Source organism: Bradyrhizobium sp. I71 (genome assembly GCF_022354745.1).
In the GTDB taxonomy this organism is placed as follows: Bacteria; Pseudomonadota; Alphaproteobacteria; order Rhizobiales; family Xanthobacteraceae; genus Bradyrhizobium; species Bradyrhizobium liaoningense.
Map to the genome: position 1 here is coordinate 4,542,929 of NZ_CP059398.1, position 15,925 is coordinate 4,558,853.

Consider the following 15,925-nt stretch of genomic DNA (forward strand, 5'->3'; position numbering starts at 1 on the left):
CCGCTGCGAGCCGCATTTTCTTAAATTCAGGCCTAGGCGCTCTTCGTCCCCGAGAACGGCTTTGCCTGGTACCTTGCCGACGCTCGAGAGCACCGGTTTTCGCTGCAATCCCTGTGCCGGAACCGCACGCAAAATTGAGACAGTCTTCCTGTCCTAAACATCACCTTGCCAAATTTTTGTCTAGCACACAAGCGCGCGGAAGTCCCGATTCCCGATATGTCAATCAATCGCTTTCCAAAAGTTGCGCGGCCCCGGTTTTGAAGCAAACGCGCCCTGATCCGGCCCCGCGCGCGCCGGAATCCCCAATGAAGCTTCGGATCAACCCTTCGGAAGGCGCGCCACGCCGCGAGAAGCGAAAGAGGGCGGCCATCGGGGGGCCTGACAGGAGCGTCTCGACCATGAAGTTTTTCACAGGATGTGTGGCCGCCGCCGCGCTGGCGTTGGCTGCAAGTGCGGGCCACGCCCAGGTTCCCGCCAGCGGTATCGCGAGAGGAGCCGTCGTCACGGTGTCGGATTTCGACGGACCCTACGCGCCGGAGGCCGTCCCGCCGCCGCCGCGTTACGGTTACGGCTATGGCTACGAGGAACGCGGTCCGGCGCCGGTATTGTTGCCGTCAACCGAGGTTTACGCGGTGCTGCGCGAAAACGGCTTCTTGCCGCTCGGCATCCCGCGCCTGCGCGGCAGTGTCTACACCATCGCGGTGGTCGACCGCCGCGGCGACGACGGCCGGCTCATGATCGACGCCCGCGACGGGCGGATCATCCGCTTCATGCCCGCCGCTGACGCCTACGGCATGGCGCCCGCCTATGACGAACGCGCGGTCGCGCCTTACGGACCGCAAAGCGCGCTGCCGCCGCCGACCGTGATCCGCAGCGGCCCGCCGCGCCCGCCGGCTCCGATCCCGCATGTGGCAAGCCGCGCCGTGCCGCTGCCCAAGGCCGCCCCGCGGCGCGCCGAGACGCCGGTCGCTGCCGCGAAGCCGGCTGAACCCGCACCGCAGCAGGCGCAGGCCACGCAGGCCCAGCCTTCGCAGCAAGCGGCCGCCGCGCAGGCCAAGCCCGCCGATGCAGCCGCGCCAACCGTCGGCCAGGCCAAGCCTGCCCCGACCATCCTGCCGACGCAGGAGATGCCGGCCGCGCAGGGGCTGGATTAGCACCGAGAGTTCGGCGCGACGCGCCACCCAAGACTCACGGTTGGGAGAGAGCTGGAGGAAACGAAAGGCGCCTGAGATGCTCAGGCGCCTTTTGCATCAAAGCGATCGCCGCTCAGCTTCTCGGATACCCCGCCGCGTCCAGGATCAGATTCGCGACCTCCTTCGGATGCGATACCAGCGAGAGGTGGCCGGCATCGAGCTCGATCGTGGTGGCGTTCATGCGCTTGGCGAGGAAGCGCTCGAAATCGGGGTTGATGGTGTAGTCGTTCTTCGACACCGCGTACCAGCTCGGCTTGGCGTGCCACGCCGCTTCCGTGGTGCGGCCGGCGAAGATCGAGGCCGCCGTCGGCCATTGCACCGCATAGAGCTCCCTGGCCTGCTTCGGCTTCACGCCATTGGCGAAGTATTTCAGGAAGGCCTCTTCCGAGAGCTTGGTGTAGCCGTCGCGCTCGACGATGCCGGCGCGCGCGGGCCCGGTCGGAAATTGCTTCGACAGAGCCACGAAATCCTCGTTCGCATCGGGCGCGCGGGCGGCGACATAGACGAGCCCGGTGACCTTCGGGTCAGCGCCGATCTGGCTGATCACAGTGCCGCCCCAGGAATGCGCGACCAGCACGGTCGGCCCTTCCTGCTCGGCCAGCGCACGCCTGGTCGCCTCGACGGAGTCCGCGAGCGACGACAGCGGATTCTGCACGGCGGTCACATGCAAGCCTGCAGCCTGGAGGATCGGGATCACCTCCGACCAGCTCGACCCGTCAGCCCAGGCGCCGTGCACCAGCACGACGTTCTTCGCCTTGACCGTCGCAGGTGTCTGCGCGTGAGCAAGGCCGAGGGGAGCCGCCAGAAGGCTCGCGGCGACGAAAAGGCTGCGCCAGAGTGACATGATCTTCTCCATCTTGTTTGAGTTCGATGCCCAAGGGACGGAGGGAGCGATGGCGGCGTTACGCGGCTTCACCGCTCTGTGATGCAATGCATGACGAAAAAGCGCCCCGGGGCACCGGGGCGCTTTCGCAACCTGGAAGTCGCTTGGCTCAGGCGGCTTGCGCGGCCGAGTTCTCGATCACCTGCGCCTTGGCGCCGGCGTTGATCGCGATCTGGCGCGGCTTCTTCGCCTCGGGAATCTCGCGTACGAGGTCGACGTGAAGCAGCCCGTTCTCGAGCGAAGCGTCCTTCACCTGCACGAAGTCGGCAAGCTGGAAGGCGCGCTCGAAGGCGCGCGCGGCGATGCCGCGGTAGAGCACTTCGGACTTCGAGTTCTCGTTGGCGACTTTCTCGCCCTTGATCGTCAGCGTGTTTTCCTTCGCGACGATGGAGAGCTCATCCTTGGCGAAGCCCGAGACCGCAACGGTGATGCGGTAGGCGTTCTCGCCGGTACGCTCGATGTTGTAGGGGGGATAGCCGGGGCTGCCGTCCGAACTGGCCTGGTCGAGCAGGCTGAAGAGGCGGTCGAAGCCGACGGTGGAACGATAGAAGGGGGTGAGATCGTAGCTACGCATGGTCAAGTCCTCCATTGAGCGACTGTTAGGTAACCCGCCCGCCATCGGGCCGGGCTTTCGTCTGTGTGCAGCCTGATGTTCCGGTTCCGAAACACTGGTAGCGGCCTGCACGAAAATGATATGGGTGGAACGAGACGGCGTTCAAGAGGGCGGCATTTGCGCCTTTTCGGCGCTTTAGCCCCTTGATTGCAGTACTTCCCGCCTATGACGCTGGTCTCGATCCCGTCCAATCCGGTTCCCGAAAACGTCGTCAGCGGCACCATCAGGACCCCCGATGGCGCCGAGTTGCGCTTTGCGCGCTGGGCGCCGCCGGCGGGTCGCAAGGGCACCGTCTGCGTCTTCACCGGCCGCAGCGAGCAGATCGAGAAATATTTCGAGACCGTGCGCGACCTGCGCGACCGCGGCTTTGCGGTGGCGATGATCGACTGGCGTGGGCAGGGCCATTCCTCGCGCCGCCTGCGCGATCCGCGCAAGGGCTATGTGCGCGACTTCTCCGATTTCGAGATCGACGTCGAGACCTTCGTGCAGCAGGTGGTGCTGCCGGATTGCCCGCCGCCCTTCTTCGCGCTCGCCCATTCCATGGGCGGCACGGTGATGCTGCGGGTGGCGCATGCCGGCAAGCGCTGGTTCGACCGCATGGTGCTGTCGGCCCCGATGATCGACCTGCCGGGGCGCACCACCTCGTTCCCGGTGCGTGCGCTGCTCAAGACGATGCGCCTGCTCGGGCAGGGCGGCCGCTACGTTCCCGGCGGCAGCGACCGCCTCACCGGGCTCGATCCCTTCATCAACAATCCCCTGACCAGCGATCCCGTGCGCTATGCGCGCAATGCCGCGATCCTGGAGGAGGATCCGACGCTCGGACTGGCGTCACCGACGGTCGCCTGGGCCGATACCGCCTTCCGCGCGATGCACACCTTCAAGCGCGTGAACTACCCCTCCCGGATCCGCCAGCCGATCCTGATGCTGGCGGCCTCCAATGACACCGTGGTCTCGACCGCGGCGATCGAGGAGTTTGCCTATCACCTGCGCGCCGGCTCCCATCTCGTGATCGCCGGCTCCAAGCACGAGATCCTGCAGGAGCAGGACCGCTACCGCTCCCAGTTCTGGGCGGCCTTCGACGCCTTCGTCCCGGGCACGCCGCTGTTCAAGTGAGCGCTTGAGCGAGGGATCGTGCCACGAACTCGTCATGCCCGGGCTTGTCCCGGGCAATCCACGTTCTTGGTGCCGCAGCAAAGGTCGTGGATGGCCGGGACAAGCCCGGCCGTGACGACGAGATAATTCACAGCGTCTTCAAATACTCGATCAGGTCGTAGCGCTCTTGCTCCTTGAGCGGGCGGCCGATGGTGCCGTCCTTGCCGGGGCCTGGCGTGCCGTCGAACGAATGGCCGAGATTGCTGTTGCCGAACAGGTCAGTGCCATCAGACGCTCGCGTCGAGAAGCGCGTCTGCCCGGTCTTGCAGCTCTCGCCGTCAGTGACTGCGAAGCCGACCTGCTTCGGATCATAGTCGCGGCCGCCACCCATGCAGAACGATTTGGGGCGCTCGGCCGCGGGGCTCAGCATCCAATAGAGCGAGGGTACCGATCCGTTGTGCAGGTAAGGCGCGGTGGCCCAAACACCGTTGAGCGGGCGCGCGCGATACCAGGGCCCTGGCTCGTTCTTGTCGGCCGGCTGCGGACCGGGATTCGGGCAGTTCTTGCGCTTGCCCCACCAGGCATCCTGAACCTTCGGGTCGATCTTCGCATCGTCCATCGCCTTGCGGCTGACGATGTCGACGAGCACCATCAGGCCAAGCGAGTACGGCATGTCGGTCGACGAAATATCCGGCAGATTGCAGTTCCACCAGGCGTTGAGATTCTGCGCGGGGTCGAGCTTGAGGAAGCCCGGCACCTGAACCGTTCGCGTCGCCAGCACGCCCGCCTGAGCGGGGTCGGTGCCCATGCCTTTGACGCTCTTCTGAACCTCGTTGAGGAATTTGTCGTTGCCGATGGTCTCCCAGCGTGGCGAGGACCAGATGCTCTGGGCCGGAAACTCGGCGTCGAACGCCTTGTCGTCGACCGGACCGAGATGGCATTCGGCGCAGAGCTCCGCATAGAGCTTACGGCCGCGCTTGACGCGCTCGTCATCGATCTTCCAGGCAGCATCGCCAAAGATGTCCGACGGCCATTTCGGCGATGTCAGTCCGGACAGCTGCTTCTTCGGATGGGGCGGCGACCCCTTCAGCAGATCCTCGATCCAGTTCAAATTCTTGATGTCCATCGAGGAGCGAAACAGCCTGTCCTTGGGGGTATTGTCGGACAGATTGAGCAGCGCGGTCACGCCCAGCGCTTCGCCGGCATTGCGGATCAGCGGCTGTTCGATCGAAGCGTCATATTGCGCGTATTTGAGCCAGGGCACGGTCCAGATCGGCGGGAAGCTGACCGGCGCGTCCTGGGCATGCAGGTTCTTTTCGAAGCCGCTGAGGCCGCTGATCGCCATGTCCTGGGCGAAGACCTGATTGCCGATGCGGTTGAGCGCGTCGAGACGACCATATCCCTCCTCGGTGTTCTCTTGCGGCTCTTCCCGCTTTGTCTTCGGGTTGAGCCTCGTCTTGCCGGCGATGGTTTTCGCGTAGGTCTTCTCCCAGTCGATCAGGAATGTGCTGATCGTGCGCAGCTTCTGCTTCAGTGCATCGCGATCCTCAGCGCTGGCGGAGGTGCCGAGCACACGATCGGCGAAGCGTGTGAAGCGACCTGGCACGAGCAGCGTGTAGGCGATCGACAGACCGGTCGTGACCTCGAGCTTCCTCAGGTCGGTCATGGCCGGACCGCCGTCGAAGCGGATGGCGATACCTTTGTATTGGATCTGGCCGGTGTGGCAGGCGGCGCAGGTCAGGCCGATCCGGTCCTCGCCGATCTGGCCGGTCGCGGGATCGGCGACGCCGGTCATGCGCGCAAAGCCGACGGGCAGGCCGTCGACATTTTCAGCCTGGGCCCCCCAATTGACTGGCGGATCCCAAAGCCGCGCCGGTACCGGCTTGGTCTTGTCGTAGACGTTGGCGTAGCCGAACCGGCGTAGCGTGGCATCGTCGGTGTTGATCGTCTGCGGGCTCGGGATGAAGCCGAAGCGCTGCAGATGGTCGCTGTCATGCAGCATCCCGGGCTTTGCGAAGAAATGTAGCCGCGGCTGCTCGAGCGCCATGAACCAGCGATAGGGCACCGGGAAGGTCGCGGTGCCCTGGCTGGCGTGATGAAACCAGTGCCGGTCCTCCAGCGCCCAGTTCTGCTCGAGCCAGTATGCAGCCTTGGGCTCGACGAGCTTCGGCAATGGCGGCGCCACGAGGTCGCCGAGGATGCCGGGAAGCATCGGCTGGAATTGATCGGGAAAGCGTAGCGCGACGACGCCAAAGACGAGGAGCGCGGCGACGAGGCCGCCGGCGGCGCGAAAGATGAGCGACGGCGGTTTGACCGGCTGGGCGACAACCCTCTGGGTGATCCTGTCCGGGAATTTGCGCTCGTTGAACAATGTCCTCACCTCGGCCACGCTGAGATAGCGGTCGTCACCCAGACCCTTGCCCATGATCCTGAGCAGAATCGGCCATTCGAACTTCATCAGGATCCGGTAGTACCATCGCGATTGATTGCCGGCGCGCTTGAGATTGTCGTTCATGAAGGTCTGGATTTGCGAGGCGTTGAGCCCGGTCTCGGTGCCGCCATCGGGATCGGCATAGGTGCTGCCGAAACTGGCGAGCCGCGCGATCTCGTCCTCGTTGACGCGACCGTCGACGCCGAGGATGCGCGAGCCGGCACCGAGCTTGTCGAGCGGGCCGCCGCGCAGCGTGTTGAGCTGCGCGCCCCAGAAGATGCTTTGCAGGATGTGACAGGCGCCATTGGCGATCAGCGCGACGCCACGGACCTGGATGCGGGCCGAGACCTTCTTCAGCCCCGTCTCGCCGCTCGCATTCGCGATGGTCTGCGACAGCGTGTTGAGCGGGACGGTCCCGCCGTCGACGAAACCTTCGCCGACAAGGCCGCGCAGGAACGGGCAGGGATTGTTCGGCGAGACCGGAATCGAGGGATCGAAGGGCGGCTTCGAAGCGGGGTGATGCATGGCCCAAATCCTGAAAGCAGCGAATCGCAAAAAAAAGCAGGCGAGCTGTTAGAGCGCGGAAAGTCCTAACAAAACGACAGCAGGATATACTACTTCAGCGTGCAACGAAGTGTGGCTGAATTCACTGTCCTGTCAATAAAAGCCGGTGCCGGACGGCACTGGCGCGGGCAGTTTCTCAGGATTCGGCGGCGCGTTTGAGGTCGCTCTGAACCAGGGTCAGCTTGCCGAGCGGCACGCCGGCCTTCAGCAGCCCCTCGCGATAATGGGCGATGTCCTCGGGCCGCTTCCAGTGGAAGTTGCGCAAGTGACGATCGACATTGAGGGTCGGGTAGTTGCCCATGAGCACGACGGCGGCCTCGCTCGCCTCGTCGGTCCGGCCCAGTTGCGCCAGCGCCGCGGCGCGGATCGCCAGCGCCTGCATGTGGTTCGGATTGATGTAGAGCTGCTCGCGGGCCCAGGACAGGGTCGCGTCATATTGGCGCAACAGATAATGGCTGAACGCGTTCAGCGCGGCCCATTGGTAGCGTGGGTCGCTGTTGTCGCGTTGCGCGGCCATCGAGAACAGCTCGATCGCCTCGCGGTGCTCGCCGATGACGAAATGGCAGATGCCGAGCACGCCGCGCGCGCCATTGTCGTAGGGGTTGAGCGCGACCGCGCGCTTGGCGGCGTCCAGCGCCGCCTCGTAGTGCCCCTCCATCGCATGCGCCCAGGACAGGATCGAGAACGCAAAGGATGAGCGCGGATCGAGCCGGACACTGGTTTCGGCGAGGTTCATCGCCTCGGCCCACATCTCGCGCGTGCCCTTGACCCAGCCGAACTGGATGCTCTGGATCTGGATCGTGGCCAGATAGGCATGCGCGATCGACAGTTTGGGATCGAGCCGGATGGCCTCGCGGAACAGGTCGACGGCGACTGTCAGATCCTCCTTGGTCTGCCGGTAGTAGTGCGACAGCCCCTTGAGGAAACGATCCCAGGCGGAGACGTCGGTCGAGAGCCGTGCCGGCGCCGAGGCCTCGGCACGGACGATCTCGGTGGCGATCGCAGCGGACAGGCTGGTCGTGATCTCGTCCTGCATCGCGAAGAGGTCGCCGATGTCGCGGTCGTAGCGGCCGGTCCAGAGCTGCTCGCCGGTCTCCGGCGCGATCAGCTCGGCGGTGACGCGGATCTTGGCACCGGCGCGCCGTACCGAGCCCTGGATCAGATAGGTGGCATCGATCTCGCGCGCGATCAGGCGGGTGCTCGTGTTCTTGCCCTTGAAGGCGAAGGTCGAGTTGCGGCTCAGCACCCGATAGAAGGATTGCAGCGACAGCGCATGGATCAGGTCCTCGGTGAGGCCGTCGGAGAAATATTCGTCCTGGGCGTCGCTGAGATTGGCGAAGGGCAGCACGCCGACGATCGCGGTGCGGTACTGCTGCGACAGCGCCGAAGCCTCCCGGAGCTCGGGGGCAAGCGCCGGCGCGCCGTCGGGCGTCCAGGTCCAGACCTCGATCGCATCCTTGATGTTCTTGAAGCGATGATTGCCGGCATCGATCAGCGGCACCGAGAGATGCTTGCTCGCCTCCCGGTAGGCCTTGGCCGAGATCGCGAAGCCGCCGGGGCTCGCCACGGATTCCAGGCGGACGGCGATGTTGACGTCGTCACCGAAGACCTCGTCCTCGTCGGCGATGACGTCGCCCATGTGGATGCCGATCCGGAACTGCATGGCGCGGTCGGCCGGCAGGTGGCGGTTGCGCTCCGCCATCAGCGTCTGCATCGCGATCGCAGCCTCGGTGGCGCCGACGATCGAGGGAAACTCGAGCAGGAAGCCGTCGCCGGTGTTCTTCACGACGCGGCCGCCGTGATTGAGGATGATGGGATGGATCGCCGCGCGATGGGCCTTGAAGGCGGCATGCGTGCCGGCCTCGTCGCTGCCCATCATGCGCGAATAGCCGGCGACATCGGCGCAGACGATGGCGGCCAGACGTCTTTCCATATCCGCGAAGCTCCAAGGGAGAGGGGACCGGCCACGGCGTGGCAGTCGCCTCGAGTCCCGCATTTCGAGAACCCTCCCTTTATAAAGCAGATGAGGCCGAGCGGAAGCCTGATCCGCATTGCAAATTCGAGGCAAATCCTAAGCGATTCCGGCGGTGGACGGGGGCGGGCGAACCGACTAAGCGCAATCAGCACGCCCGGACGGGCGCCGGGGGACCTTGCATGCTGGGCATTCACGAGATCGGGCTTTTCATCCTGTCGGGCGTGCTGCTGAACATCACGCCGGGGCCGGATTCGGTCTATGTGATCGGCCGTAGCATGCAAATGGGCTGGCGGGGCGGCGCCGCTGCCGCCTTGGGCATCAGTTGCGGCTGCCTTGTCCATGTCGCGGGCGCGGCGATCGGGCTTTCGGCCCTGCTGATGGCCTCGTCGACCGCCTTCTCGATCCTGAAGCTGGTCGGCGCGGCCTATCTCGTCGTGACCGGGCTCCAGATGCTGTTGTCGCGCCCGGTGCCGGTGCCGGCGTCGGCGATCGACGAGCCGGTGCGGAGCTCATTGCGGCGGGTCTTCCTCCAGGGCGTCTTCACCAACGCGCTCAATCCCAAGGTCGCGCTGTTCTTCCTCGCCTTCCTGCCGCAATTCGTCGCAGCCGACGCGCCGCACAAGCCGCTCGCCTTCCTGATGCTCGGCCTGATCTTCATCTCGACGGGGACGCTGTGGTGCCTCGTGCTGGCGGCGTTCGCGGCCAAGGCCGCGCACCGGCTGCGGCAGTCCGGGGGCGCCGTCGCCTGGGTCAATCGCGCGCTCGGCGGTCTCTTCATCTATCTCGGCATCCGCGTCGCCATGCTGGAGACGCGGTAGCGTCCCTCAGGCGAATTCCTTCACCAGCGCGCTGCCGGCAAGATAGAGGCCGAGCAAAATCATCGCGATCAGGAACCAGCGGCGAAACGCTTCCGCGGGCATCCGCGCCCGCACCGATTGGCCGATGAACATGCCGGCAAAAGCCATGGCGAGGCCCACGGCGCCGGGCACGACATTCGCGGGCGTCAACAATCCGACCGCGGTCAGGTTGAAGGCGAGCGCCAGCGTCGCCGTCGTGAAGAACACGCCGAGCGCCTGCACCAGCTCGTCCTTTTCCATGCCGATCGCCTGCATGAACGGCATCGAGGGGATCACCTGCACGCCGGTCGAGGCCGAGATCACGCCGGTGACGATTCCGACCACGCCGCCGACCCACTTCTCGTTCCCGCGTGAAACGCGGAACTGGAATTTGTTCAGGCCGATCACGGCGTAGATGACGAGGAGCACGCCGAGCACGATCGTGCCGTAGCGCGCATGCGGCCCGGTCAGCGCGCCGGCATTGAGCCAGCATCCGACCACGGTGCCGATCATCAGCGGCCACAGCCGCCTCAGGATGTCGCGCAGATAAGGGCCGACGAAGGTCTGCCAGATGTTGGTGATGATGGCGGGCACGATGACGATGGCGATGGCCCGACTCGGGGCCATGCTCACCGCGAGCAGGCCCATGGACACCGTCGGCAGGCCGAGCCCGACCACGCCCTTGACGAATCCGGCGAGCAGGAAGACGGCGGCGATCACGATGAGAAGCGGGTCGATCATGTCGGCACATTGACCGAAGCCGCGATCCGGCACAATCTGGAGGTTACGGAGAAAGCCTTCGTCTGGAGCGAAGGCTGGGAGACACGGCATGCGCTTCGACCTCGTCGACCTCCAGCTCTTCATCGCGGTTGCCGACCAGCGCAGCATCACGGGCGGTGCCGAGCGCTCGCACCTGGCGCTGGCTTCCGCCAGCGCGCGCATCAAGGGGCTCGAGGATGCGCTCGGCGTCGCGCTGCTCAAGCGCGGACGTCGCGGCGTCGAGCTGACCGCGGCCGGCGAGAGCCTGCTCGATCACGCAAGGCTGGTCATCCACCAGATCGACGCCATGCGCGGCGATCTTGCCGGCTTCGCCAGCGGTTTGCGCGCCAGCGTGCACTTGCTCGCCAACACCTCGGGGCTCTCGGAGCATCTGCCCAAGGCGCTCGCCGGCTTCCTGCGCGCGCATCGCGACGTCGCCGTCGACATCGAGGAGCGCGAGAGCACCGACATCGCGGCGGCGATCACGACGGGCGCCGCCGATCTCGGTTTCGCCGCCGAGCATGCGCTGCCCGACCATATCGAGCGCTTCGTCTTCAGCGAGGACCGCCTGACGCTGGTGACCTCCCGCCGTGGCCCGTTCGCCGGCCGGCGCCAGATCGACTTTCAGGAGGCCGGGACCTGCGACTTCGTCGGCCTGACCAGCGCCACCGCGCTGCAGATGCACATCTCCAAGCACGCCGCGCGGCTCGGCCTGCGCCCGCATTTCCGCGCGCGCCTGCGCGATTTCGACGCGATCTGCCAGATGGTCGCCGCCGATGTCGGCGTTGCGCTCGTGCCCGAAGCCGCTGCGCGGCGCTGCGCCAGAACCATGCCGCTCGCCATGGTCCGCCTGCGCGATGCCTGGGCCAACCGGCGGCTCGTGATCTGCGCACGCAGCTTCAAGGCGTTGCCGCGGCCGGCCAAGATGCTGGTGGAGCATTTGAGGGCAGAGGCGGTGTGAGGCAATTTAACGCCGCCGCACTCGTGGTGCGCATCTCTCCCGATTGCTACGGGTTCAAGAGCCTCAAGGCCTCTTCGTGAACCCGCGCGTCGCCGGCCGCGATGATGCGGCCGCCGCCCTGGGCCGGCTTGCCTTCCCAGGTGGTGACGACGCCGCCGGCGCCGGTCACGATCGGGATCAGCGCCGCGATGTCGTAGGGCTTCAGTTCGGTCTCGATCACGAGATCGACATGACCTGCGGCGAGCATGCAGTAGGAATAGCAGTCGCCGCCATAGCGCGACAGCCGCGCGCCCTGCTCGATGCGGCCGAAGATGGCGCGGTCGCTCTCGTTCATCAGCAGCGGACTGGTGGTGTAGGTCGTGGCTTCCGACAGCGAAGCGCAGCGGCGGACCTGGAGCCGGCGCTCGCCGGAGGGCCCTTTATAGTTGGCCGAGCCGTTGTCGCCGGAGAAGCGCTCGCCGATGAAGGGCTGGTGCATCATGCCGTAGACCGGCGCGCCCTTGTGCAGCAGCGCGATCAGTGTACCCCAGATCGGAAAGCCGCCGATGAAGGATTTGGTGCCGTCGATGGGGTCGAGCACCCAGACATAGTCGGCATTGTCCTGCTCATTGCCGAATTCCTCGCCGACGATGCCGTGCTGAGGGAAATTGGCCCTGATCAGCCGCCGCATCACTGCCTCCGCGGCGCGGTCGGCCTCCGTCACGGGGTCGAAATCCTTGGTCTTGCTCTTGTCGTCGATCGACAGCGAGGTGCGGAAGAACGGCAGGATGGTTTCGCCGGAGGCGGTGGCGAGCCGTCCGATGAAGGCGGAGAAGTCGATCACCGTCACGGGAATCCTCGAAGCGAAAGTTGGATGAAGCTGGCCTCCTGCCTAGCTCAATTCCTCCCCCGCGTGCAGCGCTGTCTTGATTTGCTCCCTGGTATTTTGGATGCCGCGGCGCGCTGCCCCATCCCAGTCAGCTGCTGGCCAAATATCGATCATTGAGTTGAAAACTTCGTTCCGAAGTTGCCTCGTTGGTATGCAAATGACTATCAACCCATTGAATTTCCTTATCAAAGAAACTGAATCTGGGTTTCTCTGGAAGCAACTGAGCCATGTGTGAATTGCATGGGAAATGGCTCAAAAGGCCTTGCACTTTGTGCGGCGCGGTCGCATATTGTTGCGGTGCGGTAGCGCTTGGCGTTACCGCTGCCCTCCTTGGGCGTTTCCTCCCTAGACTTGGGCCGCTTCTTCATCAGAAGCGGCCCTTTTTTCTTTGCGCCTCTTTTTTGCTTCGACGTGCGTAGCGAAGCGAGCGCGCTTTCGCCTCCAATCGCAGACAACATGATCGTGCGAAGAAACGCCGGCCTATTCCGCCGCGGCCTGGAACGGGCCGAGATCGGCGAACGGAATCGTGGTGGCCAGCACGTCGGCGAGAACGCCGAAGTCGGAGGCCACTTGCGCAAACCGTGCGCTCCGCTCCCGCCGCCGCTCGTCCATGTAGATCGCGCGGTTGAGCTCGAGCTGTACCGCGTGCAGGCCGCTTGCGGGATTGCCGTAATGCTCGGTGATGAAGCCGCCGGCATAGGGCTTGTTGCGGCCGATCGAATAGCCGAGGCCGGTCATGGTCTCCTCGACGCGATCTGAAAGCAGCGGCGTGCAGCTCGTGCCGTAGCGGTCGCCGATCACGACGTCGGGCCGTCGCGGCTCGTCCCTGCTGACACCGACCGAGGGCATCGAGTGGCAGTCGACCAGCACCACGGTGCCGAACATCTGGTGCACCTTGTTGATCAGCCGGCGCAGCGCGCGGTGGTAGGGCTTGTACAGCGTCTCGATCCGCCCGAGCGCATCGTCGACCAGGATGCGGTCGCGGTAGATCTCCTGGCCGTCGCCGACCACGCGCGGAATGGTGCCGAGGCCGCCGGCGACGCGCATCGAGCGGGTATTGGCAAAGCTCGGCAGCCGTCCGCTGAACATGCGGGGGTCGAGCTCATACGGCTCGCGATTGACGTCGACATAGGAGCGGGGAAAGTTGACCCGCACCGTCGGGAAGCCACGGTCGCTCAGATGGCCGATCAGTTCGTCCATGAACGAGTCTTCCGACCGCCGCAGCGTCGGCAGGTCGATCCGCGATGCCGCCAGGAATTCGTCCGGATAGGTCGAGCCCGAATGGGGCGAGTTGAAGATGACAGGCGCGCGCCATTCGGCGGGCTCGAAGATCTCGAAGGCTGGCGACATGTCGCCGTCAAACCGGGTCATCTTCTCAAGCTTCGTCCCTACTCAGGCTTCGCCCCCTTGGCGCCGCACGATCCGGAAAAGCTCCGGACCCCATGATTCGGCCGGTCGAACGGCTCTTATGTGTCGTCATTGTCCGGAATCGCAACCATTCTGCCAAGCGAAAAGATGTGATGAACGCTGGAACATGTCTTAACCGTGCGGGCATCGTGGCGGGGACCAGCCGGTCCGGCTCGATTGATTCGGAGCCCGTTCCGGTTCACAAGAGCCGGCAGCGCAGCCGGCCCAAGGTAAAGATTTTCACCCCAAATTTACCCTCTGTCGGGCTTAGTGACCTCTGCTGATATCCTCTGGGGATTCGACGTTTCCTGCCATGGCAAAAATCCTGCTCGCCGAAGACGACAACGACATGCGCCGTTTCCTGGTCAAGGCGCTGGAAAACGCCGGTTTCCAGGTCTCGTCCCATGACAACGGCATGGCCGCCTATCAGCGGCTGCGGGAAGAGCCGTTCGAGATGCTGCTCACCGACATCGTGATGCCGGAGATGGACGGCATCGAGCTCGCCCGCCGCGCCTCGGAACTCGATCCCGACATCAAGATCATGTTCATCACCGGCTTTGCCGCGGTCGCCCTGAACTCGGATTCGGACGCCCCCAAGAACGCCAAGGTGCTGTCCAAGCCCGTGCATCTGCGCGAATTGGTCAGCGAAGTGAACAAGATGCTGGCGGCCTAAATCGGCCCCGTTCCGTCCTTGCGCCGGGTCCCCTGAGCCGTTATAGGGACCCCACCGATGAAATGACCTCTAGGGCACGTAGCTCAGCGGGAGAGCACTACCTTGACATGGTAGGGGTCACAGGTTCGATCCCTGTCGTGCCCACCACGCTTCGCCTTCGGCTTCGCGTGGCACAGCCTCGAAAATTGCGGCGAAGCGTGTCCGGCGTAGCTCGAAGAGCGTAAACGGACTGAGGCGTCTTGCTCGGTTTCTCTGGAACGGCGCCCAGCCCGAATCGAACTCCGTGTCATCCGCAGTCTGTCCCCATGCCGCCGTCCCGGATTGCGCTTCCGCCTTCGCTCTTCGAGTTCCGGCGGACAAGTCGCTCCATTCGGGCTACGCTCGCTTCAAGAGCGGAGCCGCCCATGACCGCATCCGTCATCGAGCAAGCAAAAATCCAGGCGCAGGTGTTGGTGCCGCTGGTCAAGGCGCTCCAGGCCGAACTCGGCGAAGCCCGCGCCAATACGCTGGTGCGCAAGGCGCTTGGCGACCTCTATCGCGGCTTCGGCGAGGAATTCTGGAAGGCGAAGAACGAGAGCGACCTTGGCAGGGCCGTGTCCTCGGCCTTCAAAACCTACGCCCGCGACGATGCGCTCGCCTATGACGTCATCGAGCAGACGCATGACGCATTCGCATTCGACGTGAAGCGGTGCGCCTATGCCGAGTTTTACAAGGCCCTGGGTGAGCCGGAGCTCGGCTTCCTTCTGATCTGCACTGCGGACTTTGCGACCGCGGAAGGGTTTGGTCCCGACATCAAACTCACGCGTACGCAGACGATCATGCAAGGCGCCTCTCATTGCGACTTCCGCTACAAGCGCGATGCGGGCGGATCACGATGAAGGGAATGCGAGCGATGCGGACGACGATCTGTCTCGCGATGGCGATGCTGGCGCTGATCGCGTCGGGCGCCGACGCCGCCGTCGACTGGCAAGCCGAACTCCAGCGCTGCCGGAGCTTGCGCGAAAACGTGGCGCCGCTGCTTCAGGCCGGCGAGGGGATATCCGCCGTCGGCCGATCCAGCAAGTCCGTCCGTCGCTGCATCTGGATCCAGCGGATGGCGGTGCGGAAGAAAATTCCGGGCGCGGAAGCGTGGTAGTTAGCCCGCCCGTCGGGACTTGTTCTTTTGTCCAAGCAGCACATCCTTGAGCCCGGTCGGATAGAGGCTCGGTCCGCCCCCGACGTCGAGGTCGGCGAGGTCGAACCAGCGCGCAATGATCTGCTCCCCGTTATCCTCACGGAAATCGATGCGGTCCTGGCCGCTGAACGCGCCGTCTGGAAACGCGACCGCTGCGATGAACATCACCTCGTGACCGGTCGCTCCTTCGTGCACGAAGATATTCTCCATCATTTGCGGCTCGCTTGTGATGGTGATGTCGATGCCGAGTTCTTCGTTGAATTCGCGCACCAGGGCAGTCCGCCAGCTCTCGCCGAACTCGATCTCGCCGCCGAGCGGTCGCACACCCTTGATCCGTCCTGCGTCGTCACGCACCTCGGCCGCCAGCAGCCGCCCGTCCCGCCAGTGCAGGCCGAGTGCGACGACGCGGATGTGGGAATGAGGGCGCCATGTGGTCATGGGGATCGTTAGTCCGCTTGCTGTCTCAGCGCAACGCGTGTGCTGATTTCACTCCGTC

At 64.8% G+C, this 15,925-nt stretch carries 15 protein-coding genes and 1 tRNA gene; 8 read left to right on the forward strand and 8 right to left on the reverse strand.

From position 1 onward, the window contains the following. Positions 1-398 precede the first annotated feature (398 nt). Positions 399-1,154 (forward strand): hypothetical protein, encoded by a 756-nt coding sequence (locus tag FJV43_RS21940; RefSeq protein WP_239620862.1) that lies wholly within the window; start codon positions 399-401, stop codon positions 1,152-1,154. A 112-nt stretch (positions 1,155-1,266) separates the two neighbouring features. Here the strand turns inward: FJV43_RS21940 and FJV43_RS21945 are convergent, their stop codons facing one another. Together FJV43_RS21945 and FJV43_RS21950 are read right to left on the reverse strand one after the other, a co-directional pair. Beyond that, a complete protein-coding gene (locus FJV43_RS21945) occupies positions 1,267-2,037 on the reverse strand; it encodes an alpha/beta hydrolase (protein ID WP_239620870.1) in 771 nt (256 codons plus the stop codon). 148 nt (positions 2,038-2,185) lie between these two features. Then, complete coding sequence (locus tag FJV43_RS21950; RefSeq protein WP_036036693.1) at positions 2,186-2,650, reverse strand: Hsp20 family protein; 465 nt, start codon at positions 2,648-2,650, stop codon at positions 2,186-2,188. Positions 2,651-2,854: 204 nt separating this feature from the next. Here FJV43_RS21950 and FJV43_RS21955 point away from each other — a divergent pair, with 204 nt between their 5' ends. Beyond that, positions 2,855-3,802, forward strand: coding sequence for an alpha/beta hydrolase (locus tag FJV43_RS21955; protein ID WP_239620878.1), 948 nt, complete (start codon positions 2,855-2,857; stop codon positions 3,800-3,802). 127 nt (positions 3,803-3,929) lie between these two features. Here the strand turns inward: FJV43_RS21955 and FJV43_RS21960 are convergent, their stop codons facing one another. Both FJV43_RS21960 and FJV43_RS21965 read right to left on the reverse strand, forming a co-directional pair. Further along, positions 3,930-6,737 (reverse strand): di-heme-cytochrome C peroxidase, encoded by a 2,808-nt coding sequence (locus FJV43_RS21960; RefSeq protein ID WP_239620890.1) that lies wholly within the window; start codon positions 6,735-6,737, stop codon positions 3,930-3,932. A 175-nt stretch (positions 6,738-6,912) separates the two neighbouring features. Further along, complete coding sequence (locus tag FJV43_RS21965; protein WP_239620892.1) at positions 6,913-8,709, reverse strand: tetratricopeptide repeat protein; 1,797 nt, start codon at positions 8,707-8,709, stop codon at positions 6,913-6,915. Positions 8,710-8,930: 221 nt separating this feature from the next. Between FJV43_RS21965 and FJV43_RS21970 the strand changes: the two genes are divergently transcribed. Beyond that, on the forward strand, positions 8,931-9,569 hold the full coding sequence (locus tag FJV43_RS21970) for a LysE family translocator (protein ID WP_239620901.1): 639 nt from the start codon (positions 8,931-8,933) through the stop codon (positions 9,567-9,569). 6 nt (positions 9,570-9,575) lie between these two features. Here FJV43_RS21970 and FJV43_RS21975 read toward each other — a convergent pair whose 3' ends face one another. Next, on the reverse strand, positions 9,576-10,328 hold the full coding sequence (locus tag FJV43_RS21975; protein ID WP_239620903.1) for a sulfite exporter TauE/SafE family protein: 753 nt from the start codon (positions 10,326-10,328) through the stop codon (positions 9,576-9,578). Positions 10,329-10,416: 88 nt separating this feature from the next. On the opposite strand from FJV43_RS21975, the gene FJV43_RS21980 reads away from it, so the two are divergent. Beyond that, the gene (locus FJV43_RS21980; RefSeq protein WP_239620904.1) at positions 10,417-11,307 is read left to right on the forward strand and encodes a LysR substrate-binding domain-containing protein; all 891 of its coding nucleotides are present in this window, start codon (positions 10,417-10,419) and stop codon (positions 11,305-11,307) included. A gap of 46 nt (positions 11,308-11,353) precedes the next feature. Here the strand turns inward: FJV43_RS21980 and hisN are convergent, their stop codons facing one another. Both hisN and FJV43_RS21990 read right to left on the reverse strand, forming a co-directional pair. Then, positions 11,354-12,136, reverse strand: a complete 783-nt coding sequence (hisN, locus tag FJV43_RS21985) for a histidinol-phosphatase (protein ID WP_239620912.1) — start codon at positions 12,134-12,136, stop codon at positions 11,354-11,356. Between the two features lie 519 nt (positions 12,137-12,655). After that, positions 12,656-13,546 carry an N-formylglutamate amidohydrolase gene (locus FJV43_RS21990; RefSeq protein WP_239620914.1) on the reverse strand — a complete coding sequence of 297 codons (891 nt, stop codon included), beginning with the start codon at positions 13,544-13,546 and terminating at the stop codon, positions 12,656-12,658. Between the two features lie 349 nt (positions 13,547-13,895). Between FJV43_RS21990 and FJV43_RS21995 the strand changes: the two genes are divergently transcribed. From FJV43_RS21995 to FJV43_RS22010, 4 genes are all read left to right on the forward strand, one after another. Further along, positions 13,896-14,255, forward strand: coding sequence for a response regulator (locus tag FJV43_RS21995; RefSeq protein WP_028179810.1), 360 nt, complete (start codon positions 13,896-13,898; stop codon positions 14,253-14,255). Positions 14,256-14,327: 72 nt separating this feature from the next. Further along, positions 14,328-14,402: transfer RNA gene (locus FJV43_RS22000), tRNA-Val, on the forward strand. Between the two features lie 257 nt (positions 14,403-14,659). Next, a complete protein-coding gene (locus tag FJV43_RS22005; protein WP_239620916.1) occupies positions 14,660-15,133 on the forward strand; it encodes an L-2-amino-thiazoline-4-carboxylic acid hydrolase in 474 nt (157 codons plus the stop codon). A gap of 14 nt (positions 15,134-15,147) precedes the next feature. Continuing rightward, positions 15,148-15,390, forward strand: a complete 243-nt coding sequence (locus tag FJV43_RS22010) for a hypothetical protein (protein WP_239620918.1) — start codon at positions 15,148-15,150, stop codon at positions 15,388-15,390. On the opposite strand, the gene FJV43_RS22015 is transcribed toward FJV43_RS22010, so the two are convergent. Continuing rightward, positions 15,391-15,867: an NUDIX hydrolase gene (locus FJV43_RS22015; protein WP_239620920.1), complete on the reverse strand. Its 477-nt coding sequence runs from the start codon at positions 15,865-15,867 to the stop codon at positions 15,391-15,393. Positions 15,868-15,925 lie beyond the last annotated feature (58 nt).